The sequence below is a fragment of the Streptomyces sp. NPDC046759 genome (assembly GCF_040645475.1).
Classification (GTDB): Bacteria; Actinomycetota; Actinomycetes; order Streptomycetales; family Streptomycetaceae; genus Streptomyces.
This window is the reverse complement of the sequence record NZ_JBEYYJ010000006.1, coordinates 260,241-276,080: the sequence shown is the minus strand read 5'-3', so window position 1 is coordinate 276,080 and position 15,840 is coordinate 260,241. Positions and strand designations below refer to the sequence as shown.

The 15,840-nt window shown below is 70.7% G+C and carries 13 protein-coding genes and 1 pseudogene; 6 read left to right on the top strand and 8 right to left on the bottom strand.

Features of this window, described 5'->3' with window-relative positions; all coding sequences use genetic code 11:
• The first annotated feature begins 60 nt into the window (after positions 1-60).
• Complete coding sequence (locus tag ABZ919_RS11300) at positions 61-1,059, top strand: helix-turn-helix transcriptional regulator (RefSeq protein WP_361245597.1); 999 nt, start codon at positions 61-63, stop codon at positions 1,057-1,059.
• Positions 1,056-2,038: pseudogene (locus tag ABZ919_RS11295) on the top strand (helix-turn-helix transcriptional regulator). Before ABZ919_RS11300 ends, ABZ919_RS11295 begins: the two are co-directional and overlap by 4 nt.
• Here ABZ919_RS11295 and ABZ919_RS11290 read toward each other — a convergent pair.
• On the bottom strand, positions 2,001-3,047 hold the full coding sequence (locus ABZ919_RS11290; RefSeq protein ID WP_361245595.1) for a LuxR C-terminal-related transcriptional regulator: 1,047 nt from the start codon (positions 3,045-3,047) through the stop codon (positions 2,001-2,003). The pseudogene ABZ919_RS11295 and the gene ABZ919_RS11290 overlap by 38 nt on opposite strands.
• Before the next feature lie 400 nt (positions 3,048-3,447).
• Positions 3,448-4,554, bottom strand: a complete 1,107-nt coding sequence (locus ABZ919_RS11285; protein WP_361245767.1) for a substrate-binding domain-containing protein — start codon at positions 4,552-4,554, stop codon at positions 3,448-3,450.
• A gap of 295 nt (positions 4,555-4,849) precedes the next feature.
• On the opposite strand from ABZ919_RS11285, the gene ABZ919_RS11280 reads away from it, so the two are divergent.
• On the top strand, positions 4,850-5,758 hold the full coding sequence (locus ABZ919_RS11280) for a PA14 domain-containing protein (RefSeq protein ID WP_361245592.1): 909 nt from the start codon (positions 4,850-4,852) through the stop codon (positions 5,756-5,758).
• On the opposite strand, the gene ABZ919_RS11275 is transcribed toward ABZ919_RS11280, so the two are convergent.
• From ABZ919_RS11275 to ABZ919_RS11255, 5 genes are all read right to left on the bottom strand, one after another.
• Positions 5,671-6,120: a helix-turn-helix domain-containing protein gene (locus ABZ919_RS11275; protein WP_361245589.1), complete on the bottom strand. Its 450-nt coding sequence runs from the start codon at positions 6,118-6,120 to the stop codon at positions 5,671-5,673. The genes ABZ919_RS11280 and ABZ919_RS11275 overlap by 88 nt on opposite strands.
• 5 nt (positions 6,121-6,125) lie before the next feature.
• Positions 6,126-7,301 carry a molecular chaperone DnaJ gene (gene dnaJ, locus ABZ919_RS11270; RefSeq protein WP_361245587.1) on the bottom strand — a complete coding sequence of 392 codons (1,176 nt, stop codon included), beginning with the start codon at positions 7,299-7,301 and terminating at the stop codon, positions 6,126-6,128.
• 36 nt (positions 7,302-7,337) lie between these two features.
• On the bottom strand, positions 7,338-8,000 hold the full coding sequence (grpE, locus tag ABZ919_RS11265) for a nucleotide exchange factor GrpE (protein WP_361245584.1): 663 nt from the start codon (positions 7,998-8,000) through the stop codon (positions 7,338-7,340).
• On the bottom strand, positions 7,997-9,835 hold the full coding sequence (gene dnaK / locus ABZ919_RS11260; protein WP_361245582.1) for a molecular chaperone DnaK: 1,839 nt from the start codon (positions 9,833-9,835) through the stop codon (positions 7,997-7,999). Before dnaK ends, grpE begins: the two co-directional genes overlap by 4 nt.
• 94 nt (positions 9,836-9,929) lie before the next feature.
• A complete protein-coding gene (locus ABZ919_RS11255; RefSeq protein WP_361245580.1) occupies positions 9,930-10,949 on the bottom strand; it encodes an MraY family glycosyltransferase in 1,020 nt (339 codons plus the stop codon).
• Positions 10,950-11,122: 173 nt separating this feature from the next.
• Between ABZ919_RS11255 and ABZ919_RS11250 the strand changes: the two genes are divergently transcribed.
• Both ABZ919_RS11250 and ABZ919_RS11245 read left to right on the top strand, forming a co-directional pair.
• Positions 11,123-13,390 carry a (Fe-S)-binding protein gene (locus ABZ919_RS11250; RefSeq protein ID WP_361245577.1) on the top strand — a complete coding sequence of 756 codons (2,268 nt, stop codon included), beginning with the start codon at positions 11,123-11,125 and terminating at the stop codon, positions 13,388-13,390.
• Positions 13,391-13,572: 182 nt separating this feature from the next.
• A complete protein-coding gene (locus tag ABZ919_RS11245) occupies positions 13,573-14,010 on the top strand; it encodes a YrdB family protein (RefSeq protein WP_361245574.1) in 438 nt (145 codons plus the stop codon).
• 90 nt (positions 14,011-14,100) lie between these two features.
• Here ABZ919_RS11245 and ABZ919_RS11240 read toward each other — a convergent pair whose 3' ends face one another.
• A complete protein-coding gene (locus tag ABZ919_RS11240; RefSeq protein ID WP_361245572.1) occupies positions 14,101-14,430 on the bottom strand; it encodes an antibiotic biosynthesis monooxygenase in 330 nt (109 codons plus the stop codon).
• A gap of 224 nt (positions 14,431-14,654) precedes the next feature.
• Between ABZ919_RS11240 and ABZ919_RS11235 the strand changes: the two genes are divergently transcribed.
• Complete coding sequence (locus ABZ919_RS11235) at positions 14,655-15,599, top strand: Yip1 family protein (protein ID WP_361245569.1); 945 nt, start codon at positions 14,655-14,657, stop codon at positions 15,597-15,599.
• The last annotated feature ends 241 nt before the right edge of the window (positions 15,600-15,840 follow it).

Genomic DNA, 15,840 nt, shown 5'->3' with positions numbered 1-15,840 from the left:
TCCGGGATCTGTGAGTCCGGGATCCGAGTCCGGGATCCGAGTCCGGGAGGGGAGGGCGCGATGGCCCCGGCCACGCACGCGGCACACCGAGCGGAGGACCTGTGCCCCGAGGGAGCGGCGCTGTACACACGCGCGCTGCGGGAGGGCCACCTGCGCGCCGAGGACGCCGAGGAGGCGCCCTGCCTGGTCGATCTGGGCCTGCTGCACCCGTCGGCGGGGGATCCGGACCGGCTGGAGCCCCTCGCACCCACCGTCGCCCTGCACCGGTTGCTGCGGGCCGCTGAGGACCGCATCGCCGACGAACGGCGGCGCGAGACCCGGCTCGCCGAGCTGTTCGAACCCCTGATGCGGATCGGCGGCCCGCCGAACGGCACCGACGACGCGCCGGCGGTCACCGTCCTGAGCGGGTCACGCCGCATCGGCCGGGCCATCTCCCGGGCCATGGCCGGCGGCCACGGCGAACTGCTCGCCGTCCAGCCGCACATCAGCCACACCCAGACCCCCGCCGAGGCACGTGCCGAGGCCCTGGTCCGCGACCAGGACTTCCTCGACCGCGGCGGCCGTATCCGCACGCTCTACCAGCACACCCTCCGGCACGCGCCCTCGGTCGTCGCCCGTTACGAGCAGCTGAGGGGCCCCGCCGAGGCGCGCACCCTCGACGAGATCACCGACCGGCTCATCGTCGTGGACCGCACGGTGGCCTTCATCCCGGCGAACGCCGACCGCACCGTCGCCGTGGAGATCCGCCACCCCGCCGTCGTCGAGTTCCTCGCCACCGCCTTCGACCGCCTCTGGCGCCTGGCCACCCCCATGCACCCCGAGGCCGTGCAGCCGCCCACCCTGAACGGCATCACCACCCGCCAGCGCGCCATCGCCGCCCTGCTGATCGAGGGCCACACCGACGCCGACATGGCCGACCGCCTCGGCATGAACGTACGCACCTGCCGGGCCCACATCGCCCGGCTCGCGGCAGCCCTGGGCAGCGACAGCCGCGCCCAGCTCGGCTATCTCATCGGGCGGTCCGGCATTCTCGACCCGCAGGGGGAGGAGAGCCCGTGATCCATCGGGAGCACGGCGTGGAGGAGCTGTGTGCCGCCGGGGAAGGGCTGACGAGCGCGCCCTGCGGGCAGGGCGCGTACCGGCCGCCGACGCCGCCGACGTGCCCTGTCTGACCGACTTCGGCCTGCTCCACCCCGCCCTCGACGACCCCGGGCTGCTCGAACCGGTCGCGCCCTCCGCCGCACTGCACCGGCTGCTGCGCGCGTCCTCGGCACGCGTCGCCGAGGAACGGCGACGCGAGGACCGCCTGGTGGAACGGTTCGAACCGCTCCTGCGGATCGACGCGCGGCACGCCCCCGACACCAAGACGGCCATGCTGCGCCTGCTCAGCGGCACCGAGCAGATCAACCGGGCCATCACCGACGCGATGGTCGACGCCAGCGAGGAGTCCCTCACCATCCAGCCGCACTCCGGCCTCACGGGCCCGCGCGGCGAGGCGGCCCGCGACGCCGCCTTCCTGCGCGACCAGGCCCTGCTGGACCGCGGCGGCCGCATCCGCGTCCTCTACCAGCACACCCTGCGCCATGTGCCGCTCGTGTACGGCCCGCTGGAGGAGTTCCGGCGCGGCGACACCGAGGCCCGCAGCCTGGACGAGGTGCCGGACCGGCTCATCGTCATCGACCGCAAGATCGCCTTCCTCCCGGCCGACGAGGACGGCACCCTCGCCCTGGAGGTCCGCCACCCGGCCCTGATCAAGTACTTCGTCACGACCTTCGACCGGCTCTGGCGGCTGGCCACGCCGATGTTCCCCAAGGCGGTGCAGCCGCCGTCGGTGAACGGCGTCACGCCCCGCCAGCGCGCCATCGCCGCCCTCCTGGTCGAGGGCCACACCGACGCCGTCATCGCCGACCGCCTGGGCATGAACATCCGCACCGCGCGCCTGCACATCGCCAAGCTCGCCGCCACCCTCGGCAGCGACAGCCGGGCCCAGCTCGGCTATCTCATCGCACGCTCGGGGATCCTTGATCAGGAGCCGTGAGCGCGCCGGCCGGCAGACCGGTGCCGCGGTGGCCGTCGAGGCCGACCTGGGCGATCCGGACGCCCAGCTGTGTGCGGCTGGCCGCGCCGAGGGTCTCCGACAGGCGGGCGATGTGGGCGCGGCAGGTACGCACGCTGATGCCGAGCCGTTCGGCGATCACCGCGTCCTGATGGCCCTCGGCGAGCAGCGCGGCGATGGACTGCTCGCGGTGCGAGATGCCCTCGATACCGGTGTCGGGGAGGGGCGCCGTCAGCGGGATCGCGAGGCGCCAGAGGCGCTCGAAGACCGTCACCAGGTATTCGACGAGGGCCGGGTGGCGCAGTTCCAGGGCCATCGTGCGGTCGGTGTTGGCGGGGATGAAGGCCACCGTCCGGTCGAACAGGATGAGCCGGTCGATGACCTCGTCCAGGGTACGGGCCTCCACCGTGTCGCCCATCAGCTCCAGGTAGTTGAGCAGCCCCTGACCGTGCCGGGCCACGTGCGTGTACAGGTCGCGCATGCGCACGCCACGGCCGCGCAGCGCCAGCGCCCGGTGCAGCCCCTCGGTCAGCTCGGCCTCCCGCCGGATGCCGCCGGGCTGCACGGTGAGCACCTCGGTGGTGCACGCCTCGGTCGCCTCGTCCATCGCGGCCTGGATCCGGGACAGCCCGTCCAGCACCCGGATCGCGCTGCCCTCGGCCGGCGCGGCCAGCGCGCCCAGCTGGCGGCCGAGCCCGGCGTACCACTCGAAGGCGGCCACCGCCGAGCCCACCCGGCGCTGGCTCTCACTGACCTCGTCGTAGACCCCGCGCAGCAGCCTGGTCATGACCTCCTGCGGGGAGGTCGGCACCAGCCAGTCCATGTCGTCCGGGTCCGGGTGCAGCAGAGCCAGTTCCAGCAGACAGGGCACCGGCTCGGCATCGGTGCGCGGCACCCGCCCCCGGCGTACGGCGCGGGAATAGACACGGTCCCCGGCCGCGCACAGTCGGTCGGCGCCGTGTGGATGCTCCTCCGCCCCGCGCCCGGCCATCGCGCATTTCACCCCCGGTGTGCTGCCACTTCCGCAGCGCAACTATGCGCGGCGCCGACCGGCTCCGCAACACGGCTCTCCCCAACGGGGGCGTCGCAAAACGCGGTTATGTCCCGGTATCGGTCAGGCTCCGCCCCTCACATTGCAACAAGATGATGGTGGTGAGGCGGAGTGCGCCACGGCATCGTTGGTCCCGCTTCCCCCGGGTGTCACAGGACACCCGGAGCGGCCCCGGCCCGGCTCCAGCCGCCTCGTCGGGGCCACCGCATCCGCGCCCACGGGGGTGGCGCGGATGCGCTCCGCCGGGAGGGCCACGGGATGTGCCGTCGTTCGTCTGCGGCGCCGTCGTGGCCGGTCGCGCGGTTCCCCGCGCCCCTTCGGGGGCCCGGGGAACCGCGCGCTACTTCAGGCCGATCGCCGCGCAGGCAGCCCTGTACTTGGCGGTGCAGATGTCGCCCGCGGTGTAGATGCCGTCCGCGATGACGGTGGACTTGATGGTGCCCTTGGTCAGGGCGACCGGCTGGATCAGCTTGGACGGGATGCTCTTGGTGGTGGGGCTGTCGACCTTGTCCTGGGTGAGCGCGTCGAACTGGATGTCCTTGCCCTGCACCTTGGCGACGGCCATCTGGGCGGCGGCCTCGGCCTCGTCCGGGTAGGCCTTGTAGACGCTCATGTACTGCTCGCCGGCCAGGATCCGCTGGACCGCGTCGAGTTCCGCGTCCTGACCGGTGACCGGAGGCAGGTTCGTGACGCCGACCGCCTTCAGGGCCTTGATGACGCCGGCCGCCATGCCGTCGTTGGCGGCGTAGACGCCCGCGATGTTGTTCTTGCCGATCGCACCGATCGCCTTGGCCATCTCGGACTCGGCGAGCTCCGGCTTCCAGTCCGTGGTGTCGTACGACGCGGCGATCGTCACCTTGCCGTTCAGCTCGGAGAGCGCGCCCTCCTTGAACTGCTTGGCGTTCGGGTCGGTGGGCGAACCGTTCACCATGACGACCTTGGCGGAGGTGTCGGCGTTCGAACCGAGGGCCTCCAGCAGGGTGCGGCCCTGCACCTCGCCGACGAGCTCGTTGTCGAAGGAGACGTAGGCGTCGATCGGCCCCTCGGCGAGACGGTCGTAGGCGATGACCGGGATGCCCGCGTCCTTGGCCCTCTTCACCTCGGGGGCGATGGCGTGCGAGTCGACCGCGTCGATCATGATGAGATCGACCTTCTCGTCGATCATCTTCTGCATCTGCGAGGCCTGCCGGGAGGCGTCGGCGTTCGCGTTGGCGTACTCGACCCGGCCCTTCTTCCCGGTGAGTTCGGCCACCTTGTCCCTGATGATGGGGTAGTCGAACTTGTCGTAACGGGTGTTCGCCTTCTCCGGGAGCAGCAGTGCCACGGTGATGTCGTCGCCCTTGCTCGGGCTCGCGCTCGCACCGTCCCCCGTCGCGTTCAGCACGCCACAGCCGGCGAGCGAGAGGGTCATCGTGGACGCGGCCACGGATATGGCGATACGACGCATTCGAGAGCTCACTTCAGGTGCGTTCCGGACGTAGGGCTGCTATACGACCCAGGTGTCTGAAAAGACAACGCGGAGGCCGTACCCGGCGTCAAGCGGAACTACTTAACGAGTCCGCAACACCACGCTCAGCTGACTCTGTGAAGGAGGAGCGGAATCACCTCCAAACTCTCTTTACGGACCCTCCATTCAAGGGGAGTTCACGGGCGGGCAAAGAACGGCACAACCAACCCGGTTCTCCACGCGTCGCGATCACCAGCGGTCGTGCGCCGCCGCCCCGACTCGAGCAGAGGACCGAATGAACCCAGCCAGACGTGCGACCGCCACGGCCGTCGTGCTCGCCACCGCCGGCACCCTGCTGAACACGGTCACCCTGTCCGCCACCGCCGCCACGGCGTGCGCCGCACCGGCGTACACGCGGACGTTCTACGCGAACACCACGTTCTCCGGCATCCCGAAGAAGACCGACTGCGACTCCGTCATCGACCAGAGCTGGAGCGGCGCGCCCGCCTCCGGGCTGCCGAAGGACGACTTCGGCGTCCGCTGGACCGTCACCCGCGACTTCGGCTCGGGCGGCCCCTTCTCCTTCGCCGTCTCCGGGACGGACGGGATCCGCGTCTACCTCGACGGCAGCCGCGAGGTCGATCTGTGGTCCCACACCTCCGGTGCGCGCGCCAGGACCGTGAACGTCGCCGTTCCCAAGGGCCGGCACACCCTGCGCGCCACGTACGACTACGAGGTCCGCGCCCACGACAAGGCGGGCAACGAGTCGGCGGGCACCGCCGACCAGGGCGTGACCACCGTGGACACCACCGCCCCGGCCGCGCCGGCCGGCGTGGAGGACAACTGGCATGCGGGCACCACCGACAAGGTGACCCTGTACTGGGACGCGAACACCGAGCCCGACCTGGCCGGCTACCGGGTGTACCGCTCGAGGAGCACGCCGGTCGCGCTCACCGAGGCCAACCGGCTGACGGCCACCGGCTACACGTACGCCTTCGACACGCTGCAGGGCCCCGGCGCGGCCTCGGCACGGCACGGCGCCGCGCGCCCGGCGCCGGACGCGCGAAGGGGCCGGGAGGATCGCTCCTCCCGGCCCCTTCGGGGTCGGTGTGTCCCTCAGTCCTGCTGCTGCCGCTTCGGCCGCCACACCACCAGCGCGCTGGTCTGCTGGACCTCCTGGTACGGGACCAGGTCGCGACGGTAGGAGGCGTGAACGGCGGCCTCGCGCTGCTGCATCGCGGCCGCCGCGCCGTCCAGGGCCGCCTGGAGCTCCACGACGCGGGACTGCAGCGCGGCAACCTGGTTCTCCAGTTCGATGATGCGCTTGATGCCGGCCAGGTTGATGCCCTCGTCCTGCGACAACTGCTGCACCTGACGGAGCAGTTCGATGTCGCGGGCCGAATAGCGCCGGCCCCGGCCCGGGGTGCGGTCCGGGGAGACCAGGCCCAGGCGGTCGTACTGGCGCAGCGTCTGCGGGTGGAGTCCGGAGAGCTGGGCCGCCACCGAGATGACGTAGACCGGGGTCTCCTCGGTCAGTTCATACGGGTTACGTCGACGGCCGTCCATCTCCCTCAGTCTCCCTTCGCAGCCTCGAACAGCTCCGCCCGCGGATCCTCGCCCCCGGTCGCCTCGCGATACGCCTCGAGCGCGTCACGAGCCTTCCCCGAGACGTCCTTCGGGACACTCACCTCGACGGTGACCAACAGGTCGCCGCGGGTGCCGTCCTTGCGGACCGCGCCCTTGCCACGGGCGCGCATGGTACGGCCGTTGGGCGTGCCGGGCGGCAGTTTCAGGGTGACGGCCGGGCCGCCGAGGGTCGGCACCCTCACCTCGCCGCCGAGTGCCGCCTCGGCGAACGTCACCGGGACGGTGACGGTGAGGTTGTCGCCCTTGCGCCCGAACACCGGGTGCGCGCCGACGTGGACGACCACGTACAGGTCGCCCGCCGGTCCGCCCCGCTCACCGGGCGCGCCCTTGCCGCGCAGCCGGATCCGCTGCCCGTCGGTGACGCCCGCTGGGATGCGGACCTGCATCGTGCGCGACGACTTGGCGCGTCCGCTGCCGTTGCACTCCAGGCAGGGGTGCTCGGCGATCAGGCCGCGGCCCTTGCAGTCGGGGCAGGGATCGGTGAGCGAGAAGCCGCCGCCCGAGCCCCGGGCGACCTGCCCGGTGCCGACGCACGTCGGGCACACGCGCGGCGTGCCGTTCTTGTCGCCGGTGCCCGAGCAGGCCTTGCAGGGCGCCTGGGAGGACATCCGCAGCGGCACCGTGGCGCCCTCGATGGCCTCCGTGAAGCTCAGCGTCACCTCGGTGTCGATGTCCTGGCCGCGGCGCGGCTGGGTGCGGGTCGCACCGGTGCCGCCGCGGTTGAACAGGCCCCCGAAGACGTCACCGAGCCCACCGCCGAAGCCGCCTCCGGTCTGGGTGCTCGCGCCGCCTCCGAAGAGGTCCCCCAGGTCGAAGTTGAAGGAGCCGCCGCCGGCACCCGGCCCGGGCCGGAAGCCGCCGCTTCCGAACAGGGCGCGTGCCTCGTCGTACTCCTTGCGCTTCTTGGGGTCGCCGAGAACGTCGTTCGCCTCGGAGATCTCCTTGAAGCGCTCCTCGGCCTTGGTGTTGCCCTTGTTGGCGTCCGGGTGGAACTCGCGGGCGAGCTTCCGGTACGCCTTCTTGATCTCGGCCTCGGTGGCGTCCTTGGGGACGCCGAGGACCTTGTAGTAGTCCTTCTCGATGAAGTCCTTGGTGCTCATCCCCGACGTCCCTCCTTCCTGTCGGCAGTGATTACGTCAGCCCTCCTCCGGGCCACCGCTCTCCTTGTCGTCGGCCTGCTTCGCCTCGGTGTTCTCCTCGGCGCCCTCGGCCTTGACGGTCTGCGCGCCGGGCTGCGGCTCGGCGACGGCCACCCGCGCGGGGCGGATGGTGCGCTCGCCGATGCGATACCCGGGCTGCAGGATCGCCACGCAGGTCGTCTCGGTGACGTCCGGTGCGTAACTGTGCATCAGGGCCTCGTGGATGGTCGGGTCGAAGGGCTCGCCCTCCTTGCCGAACTGCTGCAGGCCCATCTTGGCCGCGACGGTCTCCAGCGACTCGGCCACCGACTTGAAGCCGCCGACCAGTTCGCCGTGTTCCCGCGCGCGGCCGATGTCGTCGAGCACGGGCAGGAGCTCGGTCAGGAGGTTCGCGATGGCGATCTCCTTGACCGCGATCCGGTCGCGCTCGACCCGGCGGCGGTAGTTCTGGTACTCGGCCTGGAGCCGCTGGAGGTCCAGGGTGCGCTCGTTCAGCGCCGTGCGCACCTGGTCCAGCTGGGCCACCAGACCGGCGTCTGCTGCTGCGTCCCCGGCCGGGGCCGCGCCCTCCTCGGGCGCGGCCTTCGACTCGGCGTCGTCGGGGGTGGCGCCGGAGGGGACGTCGGGCTTCTCCTCGAAGCCCGGGGTCTCCTCCGTCACGCGGCACCGTCCTTGCGCTCGTCGTCCACGATCTCGGCGTCCACGACGTCGTCCTCCGCGGCCTTGGCACCGCCGGCGGCGGCACCCTCAGGGCCACCGGCCTGGGCGTCGGCGTACATGGCCTGGCCGAGCTTCTGCGAGACGGCCGCGACCTTCTCGGTGGCGGTGCGGATCTCGGCGGTGTCCTCGCCCTTGAGCTTCTCCTTCAGCTCGGCGACGGCCTCCTCGACCTCGGTCTTGATCTCGCCGGGGACCTTGTCCTCGTTGTCCTTGAGGAACTTCTCCGTCTGGTAGACGAGCTGCTCGCCCTGGTTGCGGGTCTCGGCGGCCTCGCGGCGGCGGTGGTCCTCCTCCGCGTACTGCTCGGCCTCCTGGCGCATCCGGTCGACCTCGTCCTTCGGCAGCGAGGAGCCGCCGGTGACGGTCATCTTCTGCTCCTTGCCCGTGCCCAGGTCCTTGGCGGTCACGTGCATGATGCCGTTGGCGTCGATGTCGAAGGAGACCTCGATCTGCGGGACGCCGCGCGGGGCCGGCGGCAGACCGGTCAGCTCGAACATGCCGAGCTTCTTGTTGTACGCCGCGATCTCGCGCTCGCCCTGGTAGACCTGGATCTGCACCGACGGCTGGTTGTCCTCGGCCGTGGTGAAGATCTCCGAGCGCTTGGTCGGGATCGTGGTGTTGCGCTCGATCAGCTTGGTCATGATGCCGCCCTTGGTCTCGATACCGAGGGACAGCGGGGTGACGTCGAGCAGCAGGACGTCCTTGACCTCGCCCTTGAGGACACCGGCCTGGAGCGAGGCGCCGATGGCGACGACCTCGTCCGGGTTCACACCCTTGTTGGCCTCCTTGCCGCCGGTCAGCTCCTTGACGAGCTCGGCGACGGCGGGCATACGGGTGGAGCCACCGACGAGGACGACGTGGTCGATCTCGTTGATGGAGATGCCGGCGTCCTTGATGACGTTGTGGAACGGCGTCTTGCAGCGCTCCAGCAGGTCGGCCGTCAGCTGCTGGAACTGAGCCCGGGTGAGCTTCTCGTCCAGGTGCAGCGGGCCCTCGGCGGACGCGGTGATGTAGGGCAGGTTGATCGAGGTCTCGGTGGAGGAGGACAGCTCGATCTTGGCCTTCTCGGCGGCCTCACGCAGGCGCTGCAGGGCCATCTTGTCCTTGCCGAGGTCCACGCCGTGGCCGGCCGCGAACTGCTTGACCAGGTAGTCGACGACGCGCTGGTCCCAGTCGTCACCACCGAGGTGGTTGTCACCGTTGGTGGCCTTCACCTCGACGACGCCGTCGCCGATCTCCAGCAGGGACACGTCGAAGGTGCCGCCACCGAGGTCGAAGACGAGGATCGTCTGGTCGTCCTTGTCGAGGCCGTAGGCCAGCGCGGCGGCGGTCGGCTCGTTGACGATGCGCAGGACGTTCAGACCGGCGATCTCACCGGCCTCCTTGGTCGCCTGACGCTCGGAGTCGTTGAAGTACGCCGGGACGGTGATGACCGCGTCGGTCACCTTCTCGCCCAGGTAGGCCTCGGCGTCCCGCTTCAGCTTCTGCAGGATGAACGCGGAGATCTGCTGCGGGTTGAAGTCCTTGCCGTCGAGCTGGATCTTCCAGTCGGTGCCCATGTGGCGCTTCACCGAGCGGATGGTCCGGTCCACGTTCGTGACCGCCTGACGCTTGGCGACCTCGCCGACGAGCACCTCACCGTTCTTGGCGAAGGCGACGACGGACGGCGTGGTCCTGGCGCCCTCGGCGTTGGTGATGACGGTGGGCTCGCCGCCCTCCAGAACGCTGACGACGGAGTTAGTCGTGCCCAGGTCGATGCCGACCGCACGTGCCATGGTTGATTCCTCCAGCTGACTTGAGTGGAACGGACTCAAGTGTGCATGACGCCCACCGCTCGGTCAACAGACCTGAGTCACCGAGGCTCAAGTCTTATCCGTTCCTTACACGCAACGGCCCGCTGACCTGCGTGGACGGCAGCCGCCGCGGTGGCTGAACACGGATGCGAAGGAGGACGAGGACGACCAGCAACGCCCCTCCGGCCACCCACAGCACGGCACCCTCCCCCGTCCACCCGGTGTGCACGAGCACCCCCACGAGGACCGAGGAGAAGGTGCCGGCGCCCAGGAGAACGACCGAGCCGGGCGGGGTGAGCCCGAGCGGCCGCAGCCGGTGCGCGAGATGGTCCGGGCCCCGCCGCAGCAGCGGGCGCCGGGCCAGCAGCCGCGAGAGCACCACGAGGAGGGCGTCGGCGAGGGCCGGCGCGCCGAAGCAGAACATCACGGCGGCGCTGGACTCCAGCCCGTACCCCGCGCGCGTGAAGACGAGGGACGAGGACAGCAGGAACCCGGTGAACAGGGAGCCGCAGGCGCCGAGCCCGATCCGCGAGGGGTGCCAGTTGTGCATCAGGAAACCGGTGAGGGCGGCGGCGAACACGCTCAGCAGGACGGCGAGCCCGTCCATCACCTCGGCGGCGGCACAGGCCCCCGCCCCGAACGCGGTGACGACCCCGACGGTCCCGGCCAGCCCGTCCGCGTGATCGAGCCCCTTGAAGGCCAGGGAGGCGCCGACGATCCAGCCCACGGCGAGGATCCCGCCCAGTACACCCGTCTCGCCGTACGGAACCACCCAGGCCGCCGCCACGACCGTACCGGCGACCAGCACCCGCGGGCGCAGCCGCCAGACGTCGACGACCAGGCCCAGCGCCGCGACCGAGGCCGCGGCGACCAGCAGCTCACCGACCCCCTGCCCGAGCGGCGCGACCGCGGTCCACTGCCCCACCCAGGCGACCAGGCAGGTCACGACCACCACGGCGAGGCCGCCGAGCAGCGGCAGCCGCCGCAGCCGACGCCGGTCGACGATGCCCGCCCGCAGCGCGGGCACCCTGAACAGCGCCGACAGGACGGCGGCGAGGAACAGGGCGCTGGTGGCGGCGGCGATCCCGTAGAGCACGGCTCTAAGGTAGGGGCGAATGTAGCAATTCGGTACGAATAACACGATCTGATGACCCTGGGATGACGCTCATCACCCCGCGCTCGGCTGCATCCCGCAGGAAGATGGGGGTAGTCTCAGACGGACTGCATAAGTTACCGCTTAGTAATTTCGAGGCCGCCTCAGGAGCCCCAATGCAACTCGCCGCGATCATCGTGTCGCTGGTCCTGACCGTGGTCGGCGTTGCGCTCATTGCCCGAGCTGTCGCGCAGATCTATCGGTTCATCAAGCTCGGCCAGCCCGTCCCGGCGGGCTCCCGCACCGACGACTGGAAGGCCCGCACCCTCACGCTGGCCAAGGAGTTCGTCGGACACACCCGGATGAACCGGTGGGGCATCATCGGCGTCGCGCACTGGTTCGTCGCCGTCGGCTTCCTGACGCTGGGCCTGACCATCGTCAACGCCTACGGCCAGCTGTTCAAGGCCGACTGGACGCTGCCGATCATCGGCGACTGGCTGCCGTACGAGCTCTACACCGAGTTCATCGGCACCATGACCACTCTCGGCATCATCGTCCTCATCGTCGTCCGCCTGCTGAGCCTGCCCTCGCGTCCCGGACGCAAGTCCCGGTTCGCGGGCTCGAAGATGGGCCAGGCGTACTTCGTCGAGTACGTGATCCTCGTCATCGGCCTCGCCATCATGACCCTGCGCGGCCTGGAGGGCGCCCTGCACGGCGTGGACCACTACGAGGCCGCGTACTTCGCCTCGTACCCGCTCGTCGCCGCCTTCAAGGGGCTGAGCCTCTCCACCCTGCAGAACCTCACCTACCTCGTCGCCATGATCAAGCTCGGCGTCACCATGACCTGGGCGATCACCGTCGGCCTGAACACCAACATGGGTGTGGCCTGGCACCGCTTCCTGGCGTTCCCGAACATCTGGTTCAAGCGCAACGCCGGCGGCGAGACCGCCCTCGGCGCCCTGCAGCCGATGACCTCCGGCGGCAAGCCGATCAACTTCGAGGACCCCGGCGAGGACGACGTCTTCGGTGTCTCCCAGGTCGAGCAGTTCTCCTGGAAGGGCCTGCTGGACTTCTCCACCTGCACCGAGTGCGGCCGCTGCCAGTCGCAGTGCCCCGCCTGGAACACCGGCAAGCCGCTCTCCCCGAAGCTGCTGATCATGTCGCTGCGGGACCACGCCCACGCCAAGGCTCCGTACCTGCTGGCCGGCGGCGGCAAGACCATGGAGGGCGAGGAGAAGGCCTCCGAGGAGCAGCTCGCTTCGGTGCCCGCGGCAGCGTTGGCGGAGGCCGAGCGACCGCTCATCGGCACCGCCGAGGAGAACGGCGTCATCGACCCCGACGTGCTGTGGTCCTGCACCACCTGTGGCGCCTGCGTCGAGCAGTGCCCGGTGGACATCGAGCACGTCGACCACATCGTCGACATGCGCCGCTACCAGGTGATGATCGAGTCCGCGTTCCCGTCCGAGGCGGGCACGATGCTCAAGAACCTGGAGAAGAAGGGCAACCCCTGGGGCCTGGCCAAGAAGCAGCGCCTGGAGTGGACCAAGGAGGTCGACTTCGAGATCCCGGTCGTCGGCAAGGACATCGAGGACCTCTCCGAGGTCGAGTACCTGTACTGGGTCGGCTGCGCCGGCGCCCTGGAGGACCGCGCCAAGAAGACCACCAAGGCCTTCGCCGAGCTGCTGCACATCGCGGGCGTCAAGTTCGCGATCATGGGCGGCGACGAGAAGTGCACCGGTGACTCCGCCCGCCGCCTCGGCAACGAGCCCCTCTTCCAGGAGCTCGGCATGGAGAACGTGGCCGCGCTGAACATGGCCTTCGGTGAGGACGACGAGGACGAGTCGACCAGGAAGCCGAAGTCCGCGAAGAAGATCGTCGCGACCTGCCCGCACTGCCTGAACACGATCGGCAACGAGTACCCGCAGCTCGGCGGCGACTACGAGGTCATCCACCACACCCAGCTGCTGCAGCACCTGGTGGACGAGGGCAAGCTCGTCCCGGTCACCCCGGTCGAGGGCATCATCACCTACCACGACCCCTGCTACCTGGGCCGCCACAACAAGATCTACACGCCCCCGCGCGAGATCATCGGCAAGGTCCCGGGCCTCAGGAACGAGGAGATGCACCGGCACAAGGAGCGCGGCTTCTGCTGCGGCGCCGGTGGTGCCCGGATGTGGATGGAGGAGCGGATCGGCAAGCGCATCAACAACGAGCGCGTCGACGAAGCCCTCTCCCTCAACCCGGACATCGTCTCCACCGCCTGCCCCTTCTGCCTCGTGATGCTCACGGACTCCGTGAACGGCAAGAAGAACGACGGCAAGGCCAAGGAGTCCATCCAGGTGGTCGACGTGGCCCAGCTGCTGCTCGACTCGGTGAAGACCCCGGTCGACCCGGCCGGCGAGTCCGCGGCCGAGACCGAGCCGGAGCCCGAGCCGGTGAAGTAGTCCCCCGGCTCCCCCGCGTACGGCGCCCCCTGCTTCGCACAGGCAGGGGGCGCCGTCGTCCGTCCGGCCCCGGCCGGCACGACCACGGTCCCGGTCAACGCGATCCTGAGGCGACCGCACCCGGGACGACGGGGCCGCCGGGCTGCCATGCTGGGTGTCCCACCGCACCGGAGAGGATCCCCGTGCCCACTCGCCCCGGCGCCACGGCCGTTCTCGATGAGCGGCGCTGGTACACCGCCAACGAGCTCCTGGCGTTCCTGCTCGAGCTCACCGCGCTCGCCTGCCTGGGCTGGTGGGGCTTCACCGCCGGTGACGAGGAGGCCGTACACCTCCTGCTCGGCCTGGGGACCCCGCTTGCGGCGATCGTGCTGTGGTCGTTGTTCGCGGCACCGCGGGCACGGCTGCGACCGGGGCTCCCGTTCGTGCTCGCCGTGAAGGCGGTGGTGCTGGGCGGCGCGGCGGTGGCCCTCTACGCGGTCGGACACCCCGTGGCCGCGGTGGCCATGGCGGTCGTCGTGGTCACGAACACGGCGCTGGCGGAAACCTTCCGCCGTACCCCGCCGGTGTCTTCGGCCCCACCGGCCCCCGTCACCTCTGAGGTCCCCGAACCCCCCGGCTAGGCAGCCGGCTGGGCGACCGCGCCCCCTTCCCCCGCGCCGACGGTTGCGCCGTGACCCGGTCCGGCCGGGCCGACGGCGCAACCGCCCGGCTCACACCCCCTTGGGGCCCGCCTGCTGCACCACGTCGAAGGACCACAGGGTCGAGCCGGAGGCCGCCGGCTTCGGCCGCTCGCCGCCCTCCCCGCCGCCGCCCTGGTGCGCGGCCTTCATCGGCCCCTCCAGCCACGCCTGGAACGACTCCTCGTCACGCCAGCGCGTGTACACGAGATAGGTGTCGGTGCCCTCGACGGGACGCAGCAGCTCGAACCACTCGAAGCCGTCGGAGTTCTCCACCGCGTGGGCCCGGGAGGCGAACCGCTTCTCCAGCACCTCCCGCTGCTCGGGGGGCACGCTCAGCACGTTGATCTTCACTACGCTCATGCGACCATCCTGACCCACCGCCACCGCGCGCGGGCGCCGCCCCGCGGTGTCACCGCGCGTCGCAGAAGCGGAGGGAACCCGCATGCCTGGACCGGGGAGAGCCCTGAACTGCCCCTGGTCGGGCGGCTGACGGTCCCTTAGGGGATGTCACAGGTCGGCCGCAAAGCCGTGCCCGGACACGCGGGCCCGGCACGTCGCCCTCCGGGACCAGGTACGTTCGATGAGTGGCTGGATTCAGGATCGGACGCGGGGGGCGGGACAACCGCACCCCCCAAGGACAGCAGGCGCCGCAGGGACCGTCGTACGGCCGGCCGGGCCCGTCGCACGGACAGCAGGGACCGTCGGGACGGCCGTACGGGCAGCCCGCGGCACCGTCGTACGGCTACCCGCCGGCGCAGCAGCCGCCGTACCCGCAGCAGTCGTACGGGCAGCAGGGCCGGCCGTACGGCTACCCGGCCGGCGACGGTCCGGAGTACTTCGGGGACGGGGCCGCTCACCCGGGGCCGGACCCGTACGCGGCCAACAACCCGGGCCACACCCAGGCGTTCTCGGTCGACGAGGCCGCCGGTTACACCCAGGGCGCGACCTACCAGGCCGGCTCGGCCGCCGCACCCGCCGCCCCGCTCGGCCCGCCCCTGCACTGGAAGGAGCTGCTGAAGGGGATCATCCTCTCCCCCGGCCAGACCTTCCTGCGCATGCGGGACTACACGATGTGGGCCCCCGCCACCATCGTGACCTTCCTCTACGGCCTGCTCGCCGTGTTCGGCTTCGACGGCGCCCGCAAGGACGCGATCGGCGCCACGCTCTCCAACGCGGTGCCGATCGTGCTGATCACGGCCGTCGTGATGGTGCTCGGCCTGTTCATCCTGGGCGTGGTCACCCACACCCTGGCCCGCCAGCTCGGCGGCGACGGCGCCTGGCAGCCCACGGTCGGCCTGTCCATGCTGATCACTGCGCTCACGGACGCGCCGCGGCTGGTCTTCGCCATGTTCTTCGGCGGCGACGCCGGCTTCGTGCAGCTGCTCGGCTGGGCCACCTGGATAGGCGCGGGCGCGCTGCTGACCCTGATGGTGTCCCGCTCCCACGACCTGCCCTGGCCGAAGGCGCTGGGGGCGTCGGCGATCCAGCTGATCGCGCTGCTGTCGATCGTGAAGCTGGGCACGTTCTAGCGCGGCCGCCGCGCAGAAGGCGGCCGCCGCACAGAAACGGTCCCCGGCACCGCCGCCGGGGGCCGTTCGCATGCCGGTGCGCCTCCGGCGTCGAGCACCTGCCCGGCTGGAACGAGCCCGGTTCCGGGGAAAAGGGTTGAAGAGATGATGATCAAGCCGGTAGCTTCGAGTCGACCGTGACGCCGCCCGAGGAGGTGAGACCCATGAACGCTGTATCGACGTGGGTGCTCCCCCTTCCCGT

Excerpts from the sequence above, each read along its gene's own strand:
- ABZ919_RS11290 (WP_361245595.1), bottom strand. The coding sequence starts at position 3,047 with ATGGCCGGGCGCGGGGCGGAGGAGCATCCACACGGCGCCGACCGACTG.
- ABZ919_RS11280 (WP_361245592.1), top strand. The coding sequence starts at position 4,850 with ATGAACCCAGCCAGACGTGCGACCGCCACGGCCGTCGTGCTCGCCACC.
- ABZ919_RS11275 (WP_361245589.1), bottom strand. The coding sequence starts at position 6,120 with ATGGACGGCCGTCGACGTAACCCGTATGAACTGACCGAGGAGACCCCG.
- dnaK (WP_361245582.1), bottom strand. The coding sequence starts at position 9,835 with ATGGCACGTGCGGTCGGCATCGACCTGGGCACGACTAACTCCGTCGTC.
- ABZ919_RS11300 (WP_361245597.1), top strand. The coding sequence starts at position 61 with ATGGCCCCGGCCACGCACGCGGCACACCGAGCGGAGGACCTGTGCCCC.
- dnaJ (WP_361245587.1), bottom strand. The coding sequence starts at position 7,301 with ATGAGCACCAAGGACTTCATCGAGAAGGACTACTACAAGGTCCTCGGC.
- ABZ919_RS11240 (WP_361245572.1), bottom strand. The coding sequence starts at position 14,430 with ATGAGCGTAGTGAAGATCAACGTGCTGAGCGTGCCCCCCGAGCAGCGG.
- ABZ919_RS11250 (WP_361245577.1), top strand. The coding sequence starts at position 11,123 with ATGCAACTCGCCGCGATCATCGTGTCGCTGGTCCTGACCGTGGTCGGC.
- ABZ919_RS11285 (WP_361245767.1), bottom strand. The coding sequence starts at position 4,554 with ATGCGTCGTATCGCCATATCCGTGGCCGCGTCCACGATGACCCTCTCG.